Annotated in this window: 20 protein-coding genes and 1 riboswitch; of the genes, 8 read left to right on the top strand and 12 right to left on the bottom strand. The window is 63.5% G+C overall.

Annotated elements, in window-relative coordinates; all coding sequences use genetic code 11:
* The first annotated feature begins 66 nt into the window (after positions 1 to 66).
* The 3 genes from AB0O58_RS14760 to AB0O58_RS14770 all read left to right on the top strand — a co-directional run bounded on the left by AB0O58_RS14760 (position 67) and on the right by AB0O58_RS14770 (position 2,277).
* Positions 67 to 531, top strand: a complete 465-nt coding sequence (locus tag AB0O58_RS14760; protein ID WP_032368971.1) for a nucleoside deaminase — start codon at positions 67 to 69, stop codon at positions 529 to 531.
* Positions 528 to 1,838, top strand: a complete 1,311-nt coding sequence (gene codB, locus AB0O58_RS14765) for a cytosine permease (protein ID WP_032383265.1) — start codon at positions 528 to 530, stop codon at positions 1,836 to 1,838. Before AB0O58_RS14760 ends, codB begins: the two co-directional genes overlap by 4 nt.
* Positions 1,839 to 1,899: 61 nt before the next feature.
* The gene (locus tag AB0O58_RS14770; protein WP_032364353.1) at positions 1,900 to 2,277 is read left to right on the top strand and encodes a hypothetical protein; all 378 of its coding nucleotides are present in this window, start codon (positions 1,900 to 1,902) and stop codon (positions 2,275 to 2,277) included.
* Between the two features lie 78 nt (positions 2,278 to 2,355).
* On the opposite strand, the gene AB0O58_RS14775 is transcribed toward AB0O58_RS14770, so the two are convergent.
* The 3 genes from AB0O58_RS14775 to AB0O58_RS14785 form a co-directional block, all read right to left on the bottom strand.
* On the bottom strand, positions 2,356 to 2,784 hold the full coding sequence (locus AB0O58_RS14775) for a hypothetical protein (RefSeq protein WP_027497761.1): 429 nt from the start codon (positions 2,782 to 2,784) through the stop codon (positions 2,356 to 2,358).
* A gap of 27 nt (positions 2,785 to 2,811) precedes the next feature.
* Positions 2,812 to 2,930, bottom strand: a riboswitch (SAM riboswitch).
* Positions 2,931 to 3,113: 183 nt separating this feature from the next.
* A complete protein-coding gene (locus tag AB0O58_RS14780) occupies positions 3,114 to 3,515 on the bottom strand; it encodes a hypothetical protein (protein ID WP_052054987.1) in 402 nt (133 codons plus the stop codon).
* Positions 3,516 to 3,528: 13 nt separating this feature from the next.
* Entirely contained in the window at positions 3,529 to 4,347 is an 819-nt protein-coding gene (locus AB0O58_RS14785) for a DUF3558 domain-containing protein (RefSeq protein ID WP_231578172.1), read from the bottom strand.
* Between the two features lie 3 nt (positions 4,348 to 4,350).
* On the opposite strand from AB0O58_RS14785, the gene AB0O58_RS14790 reads away from it, so the two are divergent.
* Positions 4,351 to 4,941, top strand: coding sequence for a hypothetical protein (locus tag AB0O58_RS14790; protein WP_156158478.1), 591 nt, complete (start codon positions 4,351 to 4,353; stop codon positions 4,939 to 4,941).
* A gap of 443 nt (positions 4,942 to 5,384) precedes the next feature.
* On the opposite strand, the gene AB0O58_RS14795 is transcribed toward AB0O58_RS14790, so the two are convergent.
* Genes AB0O58_RS14795 through AB0O58_RS14810 form a run of 4 tightly spaced genes read right to left on the bottom strand, consistent with a single transcriptional unit; the run spans position 5,385 to position 9,647 of the window.
* Entirely contained in the window at positions 5,385 to 6,467 is a 1,083-nt protein-coding gene (locus AB0O58_RS14795) for a glycerate kinase (protein WP_045840808.1), read from the bottom strand.
* Positions 6,464 to 7,315 (bottom strand): sugar phosphate isomerase/epimerase family protein, encoded by an 852-nt coding sequence (locus AB0O58_RS14800; protein WP_045840809.1) that lies wholly within the window; start codon positions 7,313 to 7,315, stop codon positions 6,464 to 6,466. Before AB0O58_RS14800 ends, AB0O58_RS14795 begins: the two co-directional genes overlap by 4 nt.
* Entirely contained in the window at positions 7,312 to 8,493 is a 1,182-nt protein-coding gene (locus tag AB0O58_RS14805) for a dihydrodipicolinate synthase family protein (protein WP_032406918.1), read from the bottom strand. The genes AB0O58_RS14800 and AB0O58_RS14805 overlap by 4 nt, the downstream gene beginning before the upstream one ends.
* On the bottom strand, positions 8,490 to 9,647 hold the full coding sequence (locus tag AB0O58_RS14810; RefSeq protein WP_027497766.1) for a Gfo/Idh/MocA family oxidoreductase: 1,158 nt from the start codon (positions 9,645 to 9,647) through the stop codon (positions 8,490 to 8,492). Before AB0O58_RS14810 ends, AB0O58_RS14805 begins: the two co-directional genes overlap by 4 nt.
* A 211-nt stretch (positions 9,648 to 9,858) precedes the next feature.
* Between AB0O58_RS14810 and AB0O58_RS14815 the strand changes: the two genes are divergently transcribed.
* The 4 genes from AB0O58_RS14815 to AB0O58_RS14830 all read left to right on the top strand — a co-directional run bounded on the left by AB0O58_RS14815 (position 9,859) and on the right by AB0O58_RS14830 (position 13,755).
* Positions 9,859 to 10,887: a LacI family DNA-binding transcriptional regulator gene (locus AB0O58_RS14815; RefSeq protein WP_032406992.1), complete on the top strand. Its 1,029-nt coding sequence runs from the start codon at positions 9,859 to 9,861 to the stop codon at positions 10,885 to 10,887.
* 115 nt (positions 10,888 to 11,002) lie between these two features.
* Entirely contained in the window at positions 11,003 to 11,872 is an 870-nt protein-coding gene (locus AB0O58_RS14820; RefSeq protein ID WP_032406919.1) for an ABC transporter permease, read from the top strand.
* 35 nt (positions 11,873 to 11,907) lie between these two features.
* Entirely contained in the window at positions 11,908 to 12,936 is a 1,029-nt protein-coding gene (locus AB0O58_RS14825) for an ABC transporter substrate-binding protein (RefSeq protein WP_032406920.1), read from the top strand.
* 9 nt (positions 12,937 to 12,945) lie between these two features.
* Entirely contained in the window at positions 12,946 to 13,755 is an 810-nt protein-coding gene (locus AB0O58_RS14830) for an ABC transporter ATP-binding protein (protein WP_032406993.1), read from the top strand.
* 101 nt (positions 13,756 to 13,856) lie between these two features.
* On the opposite strand, the gene AB0O58_RS14835 is transcribed toward AB0O58_RS14830, so the two are convergent.
* From AB0O58_RS14835 to AB0O58_RS14855, 5 genes are read right to left on the bottom strand one after another with little or no spacing between them, the layout of a single operon-like run.
* A complete protein-coding gene (locus AB0O58_RS14835; RefSeq protein ID WP_366238338.1) occupies positions 13,857 to 14,693 on the bottom strand; it encodes a CoA ester lyase in 837 nt (278 codons plus the stop codon).
* On the bottom strand, positions 14,690 to 15,853 hold the full coding sequence (locus AB0O58_RS14840) for an acyl-CoA dehydrogenase family protein (protein WP_366238339.1): 1,164 nt from the start codon (positions 15,851 to 15,853) through the stop codon (positions 14,690 to 14,692). The genes AB0O58_RS14835 and AB0O58_RS14840 overlap by 4 nt, the downstream gene beginning before the upstream one ends.
* 39 nt (positions 15,854 to 15,892) lie before the next feature.
* On the bottom strand, positions 15,893 to 17,263 hold the full coding sequence (locus AB0O58_RS14845) for an MmgE/PrpD family protein (protein ID WP_366238340.1): 1,371 nt from the start codon (positions 17,261 to 17,263) through the stop codon (positions 15,893 to 15,895).
* The gene (locus tag AB0O58_RS14850; protein WP_032384863.1) at positions 17,260 to 18,477 is read right to left on the bottom strand and encodes a CoA transferase; all 1,218 of its coding nucleotides are present in this window, start codon (positions 18,475 to 18,477) and stop codon (positions 17,260 to 17,262) included. Before AB0O58_RS14850 ends, AB0O58_RS14845 begins: the two co-directional genes overlap by 4 nt.
* Complete coding sequence (locus tag AB0O58_RS14855) at positions 18,474 to 19,037, bottom strand: MaoC family dehydratase (protein WP_366238341.1); 564 nt, start codon at positions 19,035 to 19,037, stop codon at positions 18,474 to 18,476. Before AB0O58_RS14855 ends, AB0O58_RS14850 begins: the two co-directional genes overlap by 4 nt.
* Between the last annotated feature and the right edge of the window lie 110 nt (positions 19,038 to 19,147).

Below are 19,147 nucleotides of genomic sequence, written 5' to 3' on the forward strand. Positions count from 1 at the left end.
TGCGAGGCCTGGTCGACTGATGGCACGCATCACCCTCACCGTTCGCAGACACTTCAGGAGGACCCCTTGACCGATCCCGCGCACACCGACGAGTACTTCCTCGGACTTGCAATCGAACAAGCACAGATCGGCTGGGAGGAGGGCGGCGTTCCCATCGGCGCGGCACTCGTGCACGACGGCGAAGTTCTGGCGGTGGGACGGAACCGACGCGTGCAGATGGACAGCGCAATTCGTCATGGCGAAACCGACTGCATCGAGCGAGCGGGGCGACTACCGGCATCGGTGTACCGCAAGTCCGTTCTCTACACCACCCTGTCCCCGTGCTTCATGTGTGCGGGAACCGCATTGCTGTACGAGATTCCGCGAATCGTCATCGGCGAGAACCGCTCGTTCGAGATGTCGGAGAGTCTGTTGCGCGAGCATGGAGTACAGCTCGACGTCGTCGACGACCCCGCCTGTCTGCAGCTCATGGAACGCATGTTGGCGGAGCGCCCAGGCCTGTGGCTCGAAGACATCGGCGAGGAGGCATGAGCAACCGAGCCGATCACGAATCCACCGCACAGAAGGCCGACGAACCGGTAGACCTGGACTACCCCGTCACGCCCGTGCCCCGCAGTGCCCGCAAGCCGTTCTTCTCGTTGGCCATCGTTCTGCTGGGCTTCACCATCTTCACTCCGACGATGCTGGCCGGCGCTGCACTCGGCACGGCGTTCAGTTTCTGGACCCTCATCCTGGTGATCGTCGCCGGCTCGGCGATTCTGGGCGCGTACGTGGCCATGATGGGATTTGCCGGTGCACGTACAGGTTTGACGACCGTGCTCATGGCGCGTTACAGCTTCGGCACCCGCGGATCCAAGCTCGCGTCGTTGCTCCTCGGTGGTACGCAAATCGGTTGGTATGGCGTCATCATCGGCACCATCGGTGAGCTCACCTCGCAGGCTTTGGGCTGGGAGTCCTATGCCGCACGGGCGGCCGTCATGATCGGTGCGAGCATCCTCATGTGCATCACCGCCTGCTACGGATACCGCGGGATGTACTGGGTCTCGGTCGTGTCGACGCCATTGATTATTGCCTTGGCATGTTGGGTGGTCTCCCGCTCTCTCGACGAGGTCGGTGGGTTCGCCGGTCTGACGTCGATCGCACCCACGACGACCATGACGGTCACGCTCGCCATCACGACGGTCGTCGGCACTTTCGTCTCCGCGGGGACACAGGCACCCAATTGGACTCGATTCGCACGATCCGGGTCGCAAGCGGCGTGGGCGTGCATCATCGGGTTCCTTCTCGGCAACGGAATGATGATTCTGTTCGGAGCGATCGGAGCAATCACCTTCGGTGAGGGCGATTTCGTTCTGGTTCTCTACAACCTGGGACTCGTCGGCTGGGGCCTGATTCTGCTCTTCGGTAACCTGTGGAAGAGCAACGCGGACACCGCATATGCCTTCGGCGTCGCCGGCGCGGAAATGTTCCGGCATCCCCGGAAGGCACCGTTCATCATCGGCGGCTGCGTCATCGGGACCGTGCTCGCACTCGTCGGTGTGCACAATCATCTGGTCGACTACCTGAGCTTGCTCGGCACCTTCATTCCTCCGTTGGGCGGTGTTCTCATCGGAGACTTCCTGTGCCGCTGGCGTCAGGGCATACCCGAGGGGCACACTCCCCCGCTCGTGCATTGGCGACATCTCGCGGTCTACGCCTTCGCGGCATTCCTTGCGTGGCTGTCCGGGGAACTCGAATTCGGAATACCACCCCTGATCGGCATCGTGGTCGCCATCGCGCTGACGGTGGTTCTGCATCGACGTGCCGCGGCGTCAGCAAGTGGCTCCGTGGCCGCTTAGGGTTGTCGACACGACTGTCAACCCCGAGGCCAGTGTTGGGCGAAAGAGGTGGCCGAAGCCGATGATCATCACCGGATTGTTCTTCGCGGAGTACGCGCGAGTCAGCGAAGACATGCTCGACATTCTCGGCGGTGTATGGGATACCTGCACGGTTCCTCGCGACACCCGAATGCTCGAATGCCGTCTCGTGGCGCTACTGCAGACGGGGCCCGACGACATCGGTAAGGACTTCCCCGCGACGCTCGAAGTGCTCGACGCGAAGGGCGAACACATCGTCAATCAACGTGGTCTCCAGATCCCCGGTGCCGGATTTACCGGGGAGAATCGATTCTGGTTCCTGCCGATGCAGATGGTGTTCCGCGACGAAGGACGGCACAACTTCATCCTCAGCGCCGGTGAAGCCACAGCGAGCGTAGGGCTTCGCATCGCGTTCGGTTAATCGAGCGGTAAGAGGCTTTCGGTCAGTTACTAGAGCGCCCGCAGCCGGGACAAGACGCCTGACTGCTAGTCGACCCACTCAGCGGGACAACGCGTGCAGGGTCGCCTCTCCCGCGCGATATCCTGCCTCGAACAGCCATGGCCACTCGGAGAAGTCCTCTGGATCGACCACTACCGTCTCCACGCGGCCGTTTCCCCGCCGCTTTGGCTTGTTCTCGGGATGCGACGGGAACCGATCCTTCAAATAGGCCGGCTCGAGGCTCTGCCGAAAGATCAGCCACGTTCGCGGTGAGAAACCCACTGCTTCAGCACGTTTCGCAAGGTCGATCCAGGCTTCACTGTTCGCATATCCACCCTCGAGTACCAGCCTCCGGGTCTCGAGCATCGGGAACACCCCGAACCATATCGGCGGATAGCTCAGCAGCGTCTGGCACCAGGCACGACGACGATCCGGCGGAATGGGTTCCCATTTGGCTTGTGCTGCTGCGAGTCCGTCATCTGCAGACATTTTTCACCTCGTCCTGGAGGTGCGACCTCCATCGACTTGCGCACCCGCGGTCGCGAGATGCGCCGGTTCTTCCCCTGGGGCACCCTGTCGATGGAGACGGGGTTGCCGGACAGCCGGCCAGGTACCTACGGCTGTCGCTCTTGAACCTTCCTCGACAATAGCCGAGGGGTACGGCTGCGACAATCCTGTGGGTCAGCGGAGCATCTTCCGACGAAATTCGCATCCAGATCGGGACCCGCACTTCAGCTCGCACACCAACTGCGCAGCGGCGCAGTATCTGTCCAGACGGACCGGTGGCACCGATCGCGTTGGGCCTCGGACCTGAAAGGTCACCTGCCCAGACGCTCACCGATCTCCGCGATGGACGTCAACGTCCGCTGATCGGCGTACTCGGCTTCATCGAAGTAGCGCTTGAACACCGACCGCATCAATTCGATGACCTCGATGTGCTGCGTCAGCACGACGCGCAGCGAGCGATCACCGCTGTAGGCAATCCTCTCGAACTTTTCGCCGAGCTGCCTGGCCGAATCCAAGGAGCCGAATGCCTTGACGTCGACCAAGTTTTGCGTCTTTACCACCATGTCTTTCAAGTGCCGGATGTAGGCAGCACACACCTCGTCACACCGGAACGCCACGCCTTCTGGAATCTCGAGCTGCCCGGAATCTGCCTGCATCGACAGCGCCTGCCACTGCTGCATCGACGACGCCAGCTCGTTGGTCTCCGAACCCATCGATTACATCCACCTATTCTTCCGACGGCAAGGACAGTCGGAGCGAACGCGCCAACCGTTCGACCTCAACACACGGATTTTCAAGAGGTGGTGTCATCACCAACCCGTCGAGATTCAGGTAGACGACGCCACCCGGGTGGCCGAAGGCGACGCCGCAGTTGACCTCGTCGTACTTGATGGTCCGCTGGAAGCGCATGCCGTCGGAACCCTCGATGGGCTCGAAATTCTCGAACGGTCCCCGCTCACGCAAGTAGTCCAGACTTTCCGTGGAAGAAAAGATGCCGACGCGATACCACGGCGTCGGCAGAGGGTTCGTCCAAAAACACGTCATCCAGTCTTCCGAAATTGGCAGATCTCCTACCAAGTTCGAGGACTTCGTCTCGACTGCCAAGCCTGCGTCCTCGATGGCCGAGTCCGGGATAGTGCACGGATCCCATGCACCATCTGCCGGTGCGGTTGTCGACACCGAGGTCGTCAACGGCGACGCAACAGGCATGCCTTCGGTCGCCCGTCCGCATCCGGTTACCGCCAGCATCACCCCGACCGCACCCGCGATCAGCAATCGCATCTTGCTCACAGCACTCCATCCAGGTAAGCCATCCTTGATGTTGGACGCAGCTAGCGACGCATCGGTTCCATTGGATCGGAGGCGAGCATGCCCTGCGTTTGCCGATAGGTGCGACGCGCTGTGGACCGAATGATCCCAGTGATGAACGGGCACCACTCCGGCCGAGGTTCTCGACGTAGATCGGACATCCGTCATCATTGATGCGTGATAAAACAGGCAACTTGTTTTGCTTTGCTCGGCGCTGTGATCGCGGTACTGGGTCACGCAGTGACCGGAACTTCGGGGTACGCGGCGTACGTCTCCGGCGAATCGTTCTATGGACCCGACACCACGCTGGGGCTATGGGTGCGACCCGTCGTCGCCGCTTCGACCGGCGCGGTGATCGGCATGTTCGCAGGGCTGGTGCTGCACCTGTGTGGCTATCGATTCATCGTCGAACCCTCTCGGCGCGTGGGGCTCGTAGTCGTTGCCGGTCTGGTCGGAGTGACGCTGGGGATGATGCCAGTGCTGATCCTCGTCGGCACAAGCTTCTCCGGTTCAAGTTCGGGCGTATCGACCGACTACGTGCTCCCGATATACGCAGGCACCGGAATATTGGCCTACGTGGTCGGAGTCGCCTCGGTCCGGTTGCTGCTCAGGGCAACTCATGATCCGTTGTCGTCTCGGACAACCAAGGTTGTAGCTGTCTTTCTCCCGATCGGAGGTGTCCTCGCTACCCTCGCTGGAATGGGGACCGCCTGGATTCTCGGATTCTCCACGACGGTATCCACTTTCGTCGCGGTGATGGTGGCGGTGCTGTGCGTACTCGTGGCAACATTCGCGCTCGCTCGGGCGTGGGCGTTGCGTACGACGGCATAGGCGCTCGAAGATCTACCGCCGAGATCGTTTAGCCTGAGGGCAATTCACGAACGAGCGAGCGAGCCGATGATCATCACCGGATTGTTCTTCGCGAAGTAGGCGCGAGTCACTGCAGACATGCTCGACGTCCTCGGCGGAAACCTGCACCGTCCCACACGAAACCCGCAGGCTCTAATGCCGGCTGGCCGCACTGTCGCAGCCGGGACCCGACGACATCGGTAAGGACTTCCCGCGACTCTGGGGGTTCTCGACGCCAAGGGCGAAGACACTGTCAATCAACGCGGTTTCCAGATTCTCAGTTCCGACTTCACCGACGAGGATAGATTCTGGCTCCTGCCGATGCAGATGGTTTTCCGCAACGAAGTACGGCACAACTTCATCCTCAGCGCCGGTGCCGCAGCAGCGGGCACCATCCGATCCGACGGCGTTTTCGGTGCCCCTCGCTATCGAACTTTGTGTGCCAGACGCCGTCCAGCGTCGATCAACCATTGTCGCGGATCCGCCATGGCGGCCTCACTGCTGCCGGCAAGGTCCGTCAGCGACACGGTCCGCACCTCGACGTCCGACTTCACCGCCCCGGCGACCACCACTACCGGAACCGAAGCGTCCGAACACATCTGAACTACATATCCGACCAGTTTGCCAGTCAGCGACGTGCGATCGAAGGTGCCCTCACCCGTCACCACGAGGTCGGCGGAAGAGACAGCAGCCGACAGTCCCGTCAGGTCCGACACCCGTTGCGCTCCGGCGGATACACGAGCCCCCAGCGCGCACAGCCCAAATGCGACCCCTCCCGCAGCACCGGTTCCCGGCATGGACGGGTCGGCCGGCAAGCCCGCATCGGCGAGCAGATCGGCCCAATACTCCAACGCTTCGTCGAGAGACTCGATGTCAGCGGCCGACGCACCCTTCTGCGGCCCGAAGATGTGTGCGGCACCGTCGAGTCCGAACAAGACCGCGCGCGTATCGGTCAGCAATTCGATATCGGACGGCACCCCCGCGAGGCCCGACGCATCCACCGACCGGGCGGCCACCAGACCTGCACCGCCCTCCGGAACGTCCTGACCCGATTGGTCCAGCACCCGAACGCCAAGCGCCCGAAGCACTCCTAGCCCGCCGTCGGTCGACGCCGAGCCCCCCAGCGCTACCGTAATTTGATCCGAACCGCAGCCTCGAATGACCTCACCGAGCCCGCGGGTGGTCGCAGCAAATGCATTCAGCGACTCCATCATCGCGATGCCCGACGACTCCGAAAGCTCGATCACCGCCCGGCCGTTGTCGAGCATCAACCATCGCGCGTCGACCGGCCGACCGTCCGGGCCGCAGACACCGCGCACCGATGACCACGTCGAGTCTGCCGAGCACGCTGCGAGCACGTCGAGCGTCCCTTCGCCCCCATCTGCCTGCGGCATCGACACCAGGTCGTCACCCTTGCGGACAGCCGCCCACCCCTCGATCAGTGCCGCGGCGGCATCCACAGCGTCGATGGTGCCTTTGAAGGAATCGGGGGCGAAGAGAACTCTCATGCGATCAGACTGGGAAGAACCAGATCGCGGTAGCGCTGCTTCATCGTCTCGATCACCTGGTCTCCATCGGTCGCCCACACGGCAGCGTTGAAGATCTCCACTTCGACATCACCTCGGTACCCAGCGTCCTGAATCCATCGGCCGATGGATTCGAAGTCGATCACACCGTCTCCCATCATTCCGCGCGACAGAAGCGGGTCGGCCTCCATCGGCACCAGCCAGTCGCACACCTGGTACGAGCTGATGCGGCCACGGTCACCTGCCGTTCGGATCAATGACTCCAGGTCCGGATCCCACCACACGTGAAAGGTGTCGACCACGACGCCTACCGCTTCCACCGGATGCGGCTCGGCCATCGACAAAGCCTGTCCCAGTGTGGAGATGACAGCACGGTCGGCCGCGAACATCGGGTGCAGAGGTTCGAGCGCTATGCGAACCCCCCGCTCGAGTGCATACGGAACGAGCAGAGCCAGCCTCTCTTCCACCCGAGCCCGCGCTCCGACGAGGTCGCGATCGGGGATGCCACCCATGACCATCACGAGCTCGGGCGCTCCGAGTTCGGCGGCTTCGTCGAGAGCGCGACGGTTGTCATCGAGACCGTCGTCGTCGATCGCCGTGAGGAACCCACCGCGGCAGAGGCTCGACACCCGCAGACCGGCATCGGAGATGAGCTTGGCCGATTCGCTGACACCGGCCTCCTGAATCCGATCCCGCCACGGGGCCACCGCACCCAGCCCGGCTCGCGCGGCCCCGTCGACGGCTTGCGTCAGCGTCCAGCTATTCGTCGTCTTGGTGTTGAGAGATAGTGACGCGTAGGGGTTCTCGATATCGAACGGTAACAATTTCACGAGGACACTCCGTTCAGATCCAGGTATAGCCCCATACGATGCGCAGCCAGCGACGGATCCGACAAGAGCCCGGCGCGATCGGCGAGGACGAACAGCGTGGTCAGGTGTTCCACACTGCGACCCGACGACAGACCGCCCACCATCGAATAGCCCGGTTGCTTGCCGTTGAGCCACGACAGGAACGCAATCCCGGTCTTGTAGTAATAGGTGGGCGCGGCGAAGATATGGCGGCCGAGCTCCTGCGTCGAACGCAGAATGGTCTCGGCGCGTGCAGTGTTCCCGCGGTCGAGCTCCTGCAACGCCGTCGACGCCGCCGGGTAGATGCCGGCGAAGATGCCGAGTAGTGCATCCGAATGATGCTGTCCATCGCCGATGATCAGCTCGGGGTAGTTGAAGTCGTCGCCGGTGTAGAGGCGGACGCCTGCGGGCAGCCCGGCTCGTAGTTCGATCTCGTGCTGAGCGTCGAGCAACGACACCTTCACTCCGTCGACCTTGGCTGCGTGCGACTCGATCAGCCCGCGGAAGGTACCCGTAGCGGACGAAATGTCAGCGCTACCCCAGTATCCGGCGAGCGCGGGATCGAACATCGTTCCGAGCCAATGTAATACGACAGGCTGTTCGACTTCGTCGAGCAATGTCGAGTAGACGTGCAGATAGTCGTCGGGTGACGTCGCCACCCGAGCCAGGGCGCGTGAAGCCATGACGATGACCTTTGCTCCCGACTCGGTGACCACCGAGATCTGCTCGCGGTAGGCGTCGAGCACAGCAGCGAGACCGTCTTTGCCCGACGGCAGCGCGTTCAAGTCGAGTTGGTCCGTTCCCGCGCCGCAGGCGAGTGATCCTCCGACGCGAGCGGCCTCGGCTCCAGAGCGACTGATCAGCTCGGACGTAGCGGCCCAGTCCAGGCCCATGCCGCGCTGAGCGGTGTCCATCGCATCGGCGACACCCAATCCGTAGGACCAGAGTTCATGGCGGTACGCCATGGTGGCGTCCCAGTCGATGTCGGCGGGTGCCCCCGGGGTGTTGTCTCCTGTGGCCCTGGGGATCACGTGCGCTGCGGCATATGCGACGCGTGAGGTGATGGGGGCGGTGGGCTTGGTCCACTCACCCGGTTCGCCGAGCGCGTAGACCCCGCGGCCGGGGAGGGTGATCGACACCCTGGAGTCGACGGCGGTCACAGCGCGATCTCCGGGACCTCGAGGCGACGGCCCTCGGCGGAGGATCGCAAACCGAGCTCGGCCAGCTGCACACCGCGGGCAGCGGAGAGCAGACCGTAGCGGTGCGGCCGTTCAGCGACGACGTCGCGCAGGAACTCTTCCCATTGCAACTTGAACCCGTTGTCCAAGTCCGCGTTCGCGGGAACCTCGAGCCACTGGTCGCGGAACGGTTCGGTGACGGGCAGATCTGGATTCCATACAGGCTTCGGGGTGTGCGAACGATGCTGGGCGACGCAGTTGCGCAACCCCGCGACCGCCGATCCGTGCGTGCCGTCGATCTGGAATTCGACCAGTTCGTCTCGGAACACTCGCACTGCCCACGACGAGTTGATCTGGGCGACAACGCCGTTCTCCATCTCGAAGATGCCGTAAGCGGCGTCGTCGGCGGTGGCGGCGTATTCGTTGCCCTGCTCGTCCCAGCGCGTCGGGATGTGGGTGGCGGTTTTCGCAATGACGGTCTCGACCTTGCCGAGGATGCCTTCGAGCACGTAGTTCCAGTGGCAGAACATGTCGACGACGATGCCGCCGCCGTCCTCGGCCCGGTAGTTCCAGCTGGGTCGTTGGGCGGGCTGACCGTCGCCTTCGAAGACCCAGTAGCCGAATTCGCCCCGTAGGGAGAGGATGCGGCCGAAGAATCCCTCGTCGACGAGCCGCTTGAGTTTGACCAGGCCTGGGAGGTAGAGCTTGTCGTGCACGACGCCGGCCGTGATGCCTGCGTTCTGCCCGATGCGGGCCAGTTCGATGGCTTGCGTCAGCGTTTCGGCTGTCGGCTTTTCCGTGAAGATGTGCTTGCCGGCCTTCATCGCCGACGAGAGCGCCTCGGCGCGCCGCGAAGTGACCTGAGCGTCGAAGTAGATGTCGACGGACGCGTCGTCGATGACCGATGCGCTGTCGGTGGTGTACTCGGCGATACCGTGTCGGCTGCAGAGCTCTTGGAGCTTGGCTTCGTTGCGGCCGACCAGGATCGGCTCGACCTGTATGCGTGAACCGTCGTCGAGGAGGAGCCCGCCGGCGTCGCGGATGGGCAGGATGGAGCGAAGAAGATGCTGACGGTAGCCCATGCGGCCGGTGACGCCGTTCATGGCGATGCGCAAGGTACGGGTGGGTGTGGGCATGAGAGATTGCCCTTTCTGTGCACTGATGACGAAGGACGTGGGACGACGGCGAGCCATGACGGATGGGGCCGCGGCGACGGTGTGGCGGAAAGTCCACTACGCGTCGTGAGGGAAAGTCAGCTTCGGAATGCGCTTTCCAAGCTATGCTGTCGATGTCGATCGGTCAAGTGCGACCGTCGATCACAACGATTTCGCAGGGGGTGAGGGGTTCATGGCGGCAGTCCGACTCAGCGATGTGGCTGCGGCGGCCGGCGTCTCGCAGGCCACAGCGTCGCGGGTGCTCAACGGCTCGTCACGAGTGCCCGGCGAGGGTGTCGCCGATCGCGTCCGTGCAGCGGCGGCGGATCTCGGCTATATCGCCAACGCGCAGGCCCAGGCGCTGGCTCGGTCGTCGACCGGACTGATCGGGCTCGTGGTGCACGATGTGGCCGATCCGTACTTCTCCTCCATCGTTCGCGGCGTGCAGAACGAGGCGCGCGACGCAGGCAAGCTGGTGCTCCTGGCCAGTACCGAGCGCGATTTCGCTCTCGAGCGGCAGTCGGTCGCCACCTTCATCTCGCACCGCGCCGATGCCATCATCCTGGCCGGCTCAAGGCAGAGCGGCGACTTGGACCGAGCGTTGGGACAGGAGTTCGCGGCATACCGCGACAACGGCGGCAGGGTGGTGGTGATCGGACAACCGGTGCCGTTCGCCTCTGCGGTCGAACCGGAGAACTTCGCCGCATCTGCGGCTTTGGCGCAGGCCCTGCACGAGCACGGCCATCGTCGCTTTGCCATCATCGGCGGACCGGGAAATATCCGGACCTCGACCGATCGTCGCAACGGCTTCGTCGAGACACTGTGCACACACGGCATCACACCGGAAATCGAAGTGGCCGGGGACTTCTCGCGAGACGGCGGCTACAGCGCCGCGCGGCGTCTGGCGGCTGCGCTCGAACTCTCCCCCGGCCACGGCGCTCCACCGTGCGTGTTCGCAGTCACCGACGTCATGGCCATCGGGGCAATCGCAGCGTGGCGTGAGCTGGGCCTGAGCGTGCCGGAGGATGTCTGCGTCGCCGGATTCGACGACATCCCTACACTGCGCGATCACTCTCCGAGCCTGACCACCGTCGCACTCTCGTTGGTGGATATCGGCGAGAGAGCCGTGCAGCTCGCCCTCGATCCGGACAGTCGCCCTGGCAGCCGGGAGTGGGCACCGGGCACCGTCGTCCTGCGCCGTAGCACCTCTCTGAACAGCTGATTGTCCGAATTGCTTGACACTGTGGGCGCGATCACACTACGTTGGGCGACAGCTTCGGAAAGCGCATTCCAGCGGGTGTAGACGGACCCGCCTCCTACTAGATCGAGGACTCCATATGACGACAACATCGTCGGTCGAAGTCCGTTCTGCCACTGCGTCGGTTCCTCAACCCGCACCGACCCGTCGTCGACGGTTCCCTTCGCTCCGCAATACCTGGTCCGGCCTCTGGCGACCTCTGGCCCTCGTGGCCGTGCTCGTCGCCGCATGGTGGGCCGTCACCGCCTCCGAACTCGTTGCGCCCTATATTCTTCCGTCACCCGGTGACACGTGGTCGACGATGGTGGACAACGCGTCCTACCTCGCCGGCCACACCTGGGTGACAACGTACGAAACCGTCGCCGGCTTCATCATCGCCAGCGGCGTCGGAATCGCCGTTGCAGTGGTGATGATCTACTCGTCCTCGATCGAGAAGACGATGTACCCGCTCATCCTGTTCGCACAGGTGATCCCGAAGATCGCCATCGCGCCACTGTTCGTCGTGTGGCTCGGCTTCGGTCCCAGCCCCAAGATCCTCGTGGCCGTCCTCATGGCCTTCTTCCCCATTGTCATCGCCGGAATGGCGGGATTGCGTTCCGTCGATCCCGAGATCCTCGAACTCACATCTACCATGGGTGCGAGCAAATGGAAGACGTTCTGCAAGGTGCGTTTTCCGGCGTCGTTGCCGCAGCTGATGTCCGGCCTCAAGATCGCCGCAACACTCGCGGTGACCGGAGCGGTGGTCGGTGAATTCGTCGGGGCCAACGAAGGTCTGGGGTACGTGATCCTCCAGGCCAACGGAAACATCGATACAGCAATGCTTTTCGCCTCTCTGATCATCATGTCCCTGCTCGGCATCGTGCTCTTCCTGATCATCGAGATCGCCGAGAAGTTCCTTATCCCCTGGCACGCATCGCGTCGCTCCACCGCGTCCGTCGGCGCTGTGTGACCCGCTTGCTCTCCCTCCATCGAAGGACATATTCCATGAAGCTCAAAAACGTTCTGGTGGCGACCGTCGCGTCGTCCGCTCTCGTACTCGCCGGATGCAGCGGAGGAGGTGGAGGCGAGGAGAAGGCCCCGGGTGCCGACGGTGAAACCACCGCGACCTCGCTGATGCTCAATTGGTATCCCTACGGCGAGCACGCCCCGTTCTACTACGGAGTGCAAGAAGGTATCTTCGCCGAGCACGGTATCGACCTCACCATCACTGCGGGCCAGGGATCGACCAAGACCGCACAGGCCGCGGGCTCCAACCAGACCGATTTCGGCTGGGCCGACACTGCGGCCGTGATGTCCAACATCGACAAGGGGGTCAAGGTCAAGAGCCTCGGCGTATTCCTGCAGACGACGCCGTCGGCTGTGCAGGTCTACGCAGACGGACCTATTCAGACCACCGCCGACCTCGCAGGAAAGACCATCGCCGTCTCCGCCGGGGATGCGCCCACCACTACATTCCCCATCTTCCTCGACCGCGTCGGCGTTCCCGAGGACCAAGTTCAGCAGCAGAGTCTGGACTCCGCGGGCAAGATCGCCGCGATGCTCTCGGGTCAGGTCGACGGTCTCATCGGCTTCGCACACGACCAGGGGCCCAATATTGCGAACAAGTCCGGACGCGAGATGCGCTACCTCCGTTACTCCGACGAGGGCTTGAACTTCTACAGCAACGGCCTCATCGCCAACACGTCGACCATCGAGCGCTCCCCCGAACTCGTTCAGGCCATGGTCGACGCCACCCGCGAATCGTTCGAGGCAGCCATCGCCAATCCTGAAGCGGCCGTGGCATCGATGGTCGGTAAGGACCCGCAGACTCCGCCGGAGTCGGTGCTTCTGCAGCAGTGGCAGGAAACCATTCCGCTGCTCACCACGGACAACACCGAAGGAATGGCTCCGGGTGTCAACAGCGACGAGGACTGGGCCAACACCATCAGCATCCTCAGCGATGCCGGACTCACCGAGGCTGGAGCCGAGTCCTCGACCTACTGGGACTCGACCTTCACCTCCAACGAGGAATGAGACGTGACCATGAATGCGATCACCAGTGAACGGCCTCCCACCGTGACGGACACCGCGGTCTCTGTCGACAACCTCACCGTTCAGTTCTCGTCCAAACGAGGTGACGTGACCGCTCTCTCCGATGTCGACCTCCGGGTTGGGAAGGGTGAATTCGTCTCCATTGCAGGGCCTTCCGGTTGCGGCAAGTCCACCCTGCTCAAAGTGGTCGCCGGTCTCACCGGTGCCTCACGTGGGTCGGTCCAGCTGGTCGGCAAGGAGGTCAAGGGCCCGCAACGCAACATCGGCTACGTCTTCCAACGTGCTGCACTGCTCGAATGGCGGACCGTGCGCAAGAACATTCTGCTTCAGGGTGAGATGCGCGGAATGAACAAGAAGGTAGCGGCCGCGAAGGCCGATCAGCTCATCGAGATGACCGGGTTGACCGGTTTCGAGGGAGCACTCCCCCATGAGCTGTCCGGCGGCATGCAGCAGCGCGTATCACTTTGTCGCGCATTGCTTCACGAACCCGAAGTGTTGCTCATGGACGAGCCTTTCGGAGCTCTGGACGCTCTCACCCGCGAGAAGATGAACGTCGAGCTGCACCGCATCTGGCGGGAGACCGGAACGACGGTCATGCTCGTCACCCACTCCGTCGCCGAAGCGGTCTACCTCGCCAACCGAGTGGTCGTCATGAGCCCACGGCCGGGTCGGATAGTGGACATCCTCGACGTCGACCTTCCTGTGCACCGCGATTACAGCGCAACGATGGAGAAGCCAGAATTCATCAGTGTTGCAAACACTGTCCGCGATCTCCTGGGAGCGACAACGAGCGCGGACTGATCACCACGCACAAGGCCCTGCAGACCTCGATGGTCTGCAGGGCCGCCTGCCGTCGTGAGGGCTGCATTTCACGGGTGCATTGTTCTCCGGCGTCGAGCTTGTCAGCTCCGCGCCATCGTCTCCCGTGCGACTCCTCGCTGCACCACGCGTCGAGCACTCCGCGCCACGGCTTCGTCGATCAGGAATCCTTTGCTGTCCACCGCCACACCCGAGGTGGCACGTTCCAAGTCGGCCAGCATCTCCTCGGCCTCACGCACCTCGTCCTCCGAAGGTACGAACACCGTTCGCACGGGCGCGAGTTGAGCCGGATGAATACATGCGCGGCCAACAAAACCGAGACCGGCCAGAGTGCGAGTATCGGCCTCGAACGCATCGGCATCGCGGAAGTTTCGCGACACCGCAGCAGGCGGTGGATCAATCCCCGCCGCCACGCTGGCTGCGACCACCTGAGCCCGCACGAACGACAGTGATTCCGCGGAACCGTCGACGCCCAGATCCGCGGCGAGGTCCACTTCCCCGATTTGGAGAAACTTGACCCGAGGCGCGCGGGCAATCTCGAGGGCGGCAAACACTCCGGCGGCCGTCTCGATGAGGGGCGAGACCACCGCGCTGGTGCCACTCAGTAGAGCATCGGCCTGCTCAACCTCGCGAACCGACGACACCTTCGGCAGCCAGAGGCCGGTCAGGTTCGGGTGCATCACCGCGCGAATATCGTCCTCTTGCAACGGCCCTGGGTTGACCCGCACCCAAATCTGCACGTCTCCCGGATCGCAGGACGCGACCCACTCGGCCACGGTCGCACGGGCTTGGTCCTTGTTCGCTGCGGTGACCGCGTCCTCGAGATCCAACACCACCGCGTCGGTGCCCGATGCCAGTGCTTTGTCGAAGCGCTCCGGGACGTCCCCGGGAACGTAGAGGTAGGTCAGAGCCGTCCTCATCCGATGACGCCCGTGCCCGCGACGAGGGACTTGGCGATGACGGTGCGCATGATGTCGTTGGTGCCCTCACCGATGGCCATGAGCGGGGCGTCGCGGTAGAGGCGCTCGACGACGAATTCGGTGGAGTAGCCGTAGCCACCGTGAATACGCATGGCTTCGAGGCTGGCGGTGATGGCGGCCTCGGAGGCGAAGTACTTCGCCATCCCGGCCTCCATGTCGACGCGCTTACCCGAATCCGCCTGTGATGCAGCCCAGTACGTCATCAGACGTGCAGCCTGCAGCTGGGTCGCGATGTCGGCGATCTTGAGCTGGATCGCCTGGAACTCGGCGATGGGCTGTCCGAATGCGGTGCGCTGCTTCGCGTATTCGAGGGCTGCGTCGTACGCGGCCTGTGCGATTCCGACACTGCGTCCGGCAATGTTGAGCCGACCGATCTCGAGACCAGACAGTGCTTGCTGCAGACCACGACCCTCGACGCCACCGAGCACCGCGTCGACGGGGACCCGAACGTCGGTGAACGTGATCTCACACGATTCGGTGCCCTTGTAGCCGAGCTTGCCCATGTCGCGCTGTACCTCGAACCCGTCGGTCGTGGTGTCGATCAGCAACAGCGACATGCCCTTGTGTGCCGGTGTAGTCGTGGTGTCGGTCTTCACCAATACCGGAAGCACATTCGCGTGCCGTGCGTTGGTGATCCACGTCTTGGCACCGTTGACGACGTAGTGGTCGCCGTCGCGCTTGGCGGTGGTCTTGATGCCCTGCAGGTCGGTGCCGGCACCGGGCTCGGTCAGACCGACACCCGTACGCCATTCACCCGACGCGAGCTTGGGCAGCAGAGTCTTCTTCTGCTCCTCGGTGCCGTGCTTGCCGATCATCCAGCACGAGAGGTTGTGGCTGCCGAGAATTCCGGCGACACCCATCCATCCGCGGGCGAGTTCCTCGTACACCAAAGTGAACGAGACCTTGTCGAGGCCGAGGCCGCCGTACTCCTCCGGGGTCGTGATGCCGAACAGGCCCATGGCCTTCATGTGCTCGACGATCTCGGTGGGGTATCGGCCCGTCTTCTCCCACTCGTTGGCGACCGGGATGATTTCCTTGTCGACGAAGGTGCGCAATGCTTTGCGGAAGGCCGTCTGCTGCTCGTCGTACGTGAAGTCCATGATGATGTCCTGTCGATTGGGGTGTCGTCGATCGAAGTGTCACGGTGCCGGCGCGATGGCTGCGGCGAGGTCGAGGATGGCGGTCAAATCGGTTTCGTCGACCAATCCGACAATGCGGTCGGAGAGCTCGGTGGCACGAGAGTCGTTGCCACAGTTGGCGAGAAACTTCTCCAGCAGACGGTCGTCGCTCAGCGGGAACCCGGCGGATCCTTGGCTGCCGCCGACGGAGGCGTCGAGCACTCGTCCGTCGGTGAGGGTGAGAACGGCCCTGCCCGACGCGGCGGCCGCGGGAACCTCGGACGGGAGGTTCGTCACCCGCACCTTGCGGGCGGTGACGAGAACGTCCTCGCGCGCGATGGATTCGTCGGTGTAGGTGGAGACGGTGATCGCTCCGTCGTGCAGAAGCGCGGCCACACTCCAGGGCAGATCGAACTTGCCGTCGTAGGTGCTGCGCGGGGACGCGACCCCGGTGTTCGGGCCGCACACGAAGGGACTCGAATCGGGGTGCACGAAGACCTCGATGTCGGCGATCTCGCCTACGTGAACCGTATTGTCTGCGAGTGCTTCCGATACCGCGTCGAGCGTCACGTGCATCAGCTGGCAACTCGGATACGGCTTGATGCCGATGCGGGTGGCTTCCCACCGCGTGCCGAGCCCCTCCGTCAACGCCGCGAAGTTCGTCGGCCGATCGGTCAGTGCAGCGTAGATGCCGCGTCGACCTTCCAGCACCGACGATGGTCCCGTGGCACCGGCAGCGGCGAGCCGGGCGGCCAGCACACCGTTCATGCTCGCCGATCCGGGATGCAGTGCCTTGGTGTCGGCGTCGGTATCGAGAAACTCGAGCAGCCCCGAGCTGGACGACCCGGCGATGCCCAGGGCGTTGACCAGTGTTTCGGTGTCGAACTTCGAGAGGTGGCCGGCGACGAGCGCGGCGGTCAACGGACCCACCGCTGCGGTCGCATGAACACCCCGAGCGTGAAACCCGTGCGGGCTCACTTCACCAAGGCGGCAGGCGGTTTCGAGACCGAGGGCGGCGGCGGTCAGCACGTCTGCACCAGAGGCCGATACCTGCTGCCCGACGGCAAATGCCGCAGGAAGAGATACGGCCGTCGCGTGGACCAGTGCGCCCGCATGCGTGTCGTCGAAGTCCAGCGAGTGCAGCATCACCCCGGTCGCGAAGGCGGCTGCCGGCGCGGACAGTCCGCGTGTACCGGTGAGTGGCCGGGCTTCCTGCGGCCCACCCAGGGCATCGGCCACCGTCCAGCCCGGTCGGCCGTAGCCGAGGCGTTGGGCCGCAACGGTATTGCCGACGCCGTCGAGTAGGTGACGCGCGGCCGCGTGCCGGACGTCCTCGGACAGATCGGCGACGGTGACACCCGTTGCCCACTCCGCCAAGATCGTCGAGGTCACGCCCGCACCTCGTCCTTCGCCGTACCGAAGGCACCCTCCGCCTTCAGCTTCGCGACGCGTTCGTCGTCGTAGCCCAGTTGGTCGCGCACGATGTCGTCGAAGTGCTCGTTGCGCTGCGGCGCTCGGCGGTACTGCTTGGCCTCGGAACCGAAGTTCACCGGGGACGCGACCTGACGCACTGTGTTGTACACCGGGTGCTCGGTCTCGACCACGAGATTACGTGCGAGCGTATGAGGTTCGGTGAGTGCGTGCTCGACGTCGTTGATCGGACCTGAAGGCACCCCGGCAGGGCCGAGCTTCGAGAGCCAGTGATCGACGGTATTCGTGGCGAACACCTCTTCCAGGATCGGCAGCAGCACGTCCTGATGCTTGCCACGAAGCGAGAAGTTGCTGAACCGCGGATCGGCACCGAGGTCCGGGCGATCGATGGCGACGACGAGCCGGTCCCAGAACTTCTCCTTCGCGCAGCCGACGATGAGCCAGCCGTCCGTCGCCTCGAAGGCCTGGAACGGAACCAGCGAGGGGTGGGCCGAGTTCTTCGTCCGGATCGGCTCGAAGCCGGCGTTCAGATGCCACGTTGCGGGATAGGTGAGCAGTGACATCGCTGTGTCGTACAACGAGACGTCGCAGTCACCGCCGATACCGTCGCGCTTGGCCGCATGCAATCCCGACAGCAGCGAGATCGCGGCGACGAATCCGCCGGAGTAGTCGACCAGCGACAGACCGGATTTGGTGGGCGGGCCGTCCGGGTCGCCGGTGACGCTCATCCAGCCGGCGAGTCCCTGCAGAATGTAGTCGTAGCCGGGCTCTTTCGACCGCGGGCCGGTCATGCCGAACCCGGTGAGGCTGCAGCACACGATCGCGGGATTGAGGTGCTTGAGCTGGTCGTAGGTGATGCCGATCTTCTCGGGCACGTCACCGCGGAGGTTGGAGTAGACGGCGTCGCTGGTGCGGACGAGGTCCTCGAACACCGCTCGACCGCTCGGGGTCGAAAGGTCCAGTGAGAGAGAGCGTTTGTTCCGGTTGAAGCTCTCGAAGAACAGCGAGTCCTCGCCCTCGTTGTAGGGCGGGACATAGCGGCCGACGTCGCCGCCGACGCTCGGGTCCTCGATCTTGATGACATCCGCGCCCAGGTCGGCCAGGTGCAGGCTGCCGAACGGGCCTGCGCCGTACTGCTCGAGGGAGATGATGCGGACGTCTTCGAGTGGCCTCATGCGTCGGAGTCTTTCGTCTGTAGTTCAATGTCGGCGGGGAGTTCCAGCGGTCCGTTCTGCGCTTCGGGAAAGTAGTTCTGCCCGATGCCACTGTCGCGGGTTGCGACCATGACCGAGCGCTTCCACGAAATGACCTCGACGCCATCCTGATTGAGGCCGCGGGTGATCATCGAGACGATGCCGGCGTAGGGGCGTGACTCGGACTTGCGCAGCCCGGTACAGATGCTTTCGGCGTACAGGGTGTCGCCTGCATAGACCGGGTGGGACATCTTGATGTCGGTGAAGGCGAGGTTGGAGATCGCGTTCTGGCTCATGTCGATCACCGAAAGTCCCAGCACCACAGAGACTGTGAAGCCGGAGTTGACGATGACCTTCCCATCGGTGATGGGGTTCTGCGACGCCAGATGCGCGTTGAAGTGGTTCTGGTTGGTGTTGAGCGACAGCAGCGTGATCCACGTGTTGTCGGTCTCCGTGATCGTCCGCCCGAAGGGATGTTGGTAGACGTCCCCCACGGTGTAGTCGTCGAAGAAGCGCCCCAGAACGGCCGGATGGATTGCCACCGTGTCTCCTCGTGTCGGTTTGGCGAGTGCCTTACCTAGACCATAAACATCAGATGTTTACGGCGTCAAGGGTTCGAGAAAACCGGTAATCGGCAGACTTCACCTGAATC

The sequence above is a fragment of the Rhodococcus sp. NPDC080181 genome, assembly GCF_040702225.1.
Lineage (GTDB): Bacteria > Actinomycetota > Actinomycetes > Mycobacteriales > Mycobacteriaceae > Rhodococcoides > Rhodococcoides fascians.

Bases quoted from the DNA above. Each gene is read 5' to 3' on its own strand.
- AB0O58_RS14820 (WP_032406919.1), top strand. From the start codon at position 11,003: ATGACGACAACATCGTCGGTCGAAGTCCGTTCTGCCACTGCGTCGGTT.
- AB0O58_RS14850 (WP_032384863.1), bottom strand. From the start codon at position 18,477: ATGAGGCCACTCGAAGACGTCCGCATCATCTCCCTCGAGCAGTACGGC.
- AB0O58_RS14840 (WP_366238339.1), bottom strand. From the start codon at position 15,853: ATGGACTTCACGTACGACGAGCAGCAGACGGCCTTCCGCAAAGCATTG.
- AB0O58_RS14835 (WP_366238338.1), bottom strand. From the start codon at position 14,693: ATGAGGACGGCTCTGACCTACCTCTACGTTCCCGGGGACGTCCCGGAG.
- AB0O58_RS14825 (WP_032406920.1), top strand. From the start codon at position 11,908: ATGAAGCTCAAAAACGTTCTGGTGGCGACCGTCGCGTCGTCCGCTCTC.
- AB0O58_RS14775 (WP_027497761.1), bottom strand. From the start codon at position 2,784: ATGTCTGCAGATGACGGACTCGCAGCAGCACAAGCCAAATGGGAACCC.
- AB0O58_RS14770 (WP_032364353.1), top strand. From the start codon at position 1,900: ATGATCATCACCGGATTGTTCTTCGCGGAGTACGCGCGAGTCAGCGAA.
- AB0O58_RS14780 (WP_052054987.1), bottom strand. From the start codon at position 3,515: ATGGGTTCGGAGACCAACGAGCTGGCGTCGTCGATGCAGCAGTGGCAG.
- AB0O58_RS14815 (WP_032406992.1), top strand. From the start codon at position 9,859: ATGGCGGCAGTCCGACTCAGCGATGTGGCTGCGGCGGCCGGCGTCTCG.
- AB0O58_RS14830 (WP_032406993.1), top strand. From the start codon at position 12,946: ATGAATGCGATCACCAGTGAACGGCCTCCCACCGTGACGGACACCGCG.
- codB (WP_032383265.1), top strand. From the start codon at position 528: ATGAGCAACCGAGCCGATCACGAATCCACCGCACAGAAGGCCGACGAA.
- AB0O58_RS14810 (WP_027497766.1), bottom strand. From the start codon at position 9,647: ATGCCCACACCCACCCGTACCTTGCGCATCGCCATGAACGGCGTCACC.
- AB0O58_RS14795 (WP_045840808.1), bottom strand. From the start codon at position 6,467: ATGAGAGTTCTCTTCGCCCCCGATTCCTTCAAAGGCACCATCGACGCT.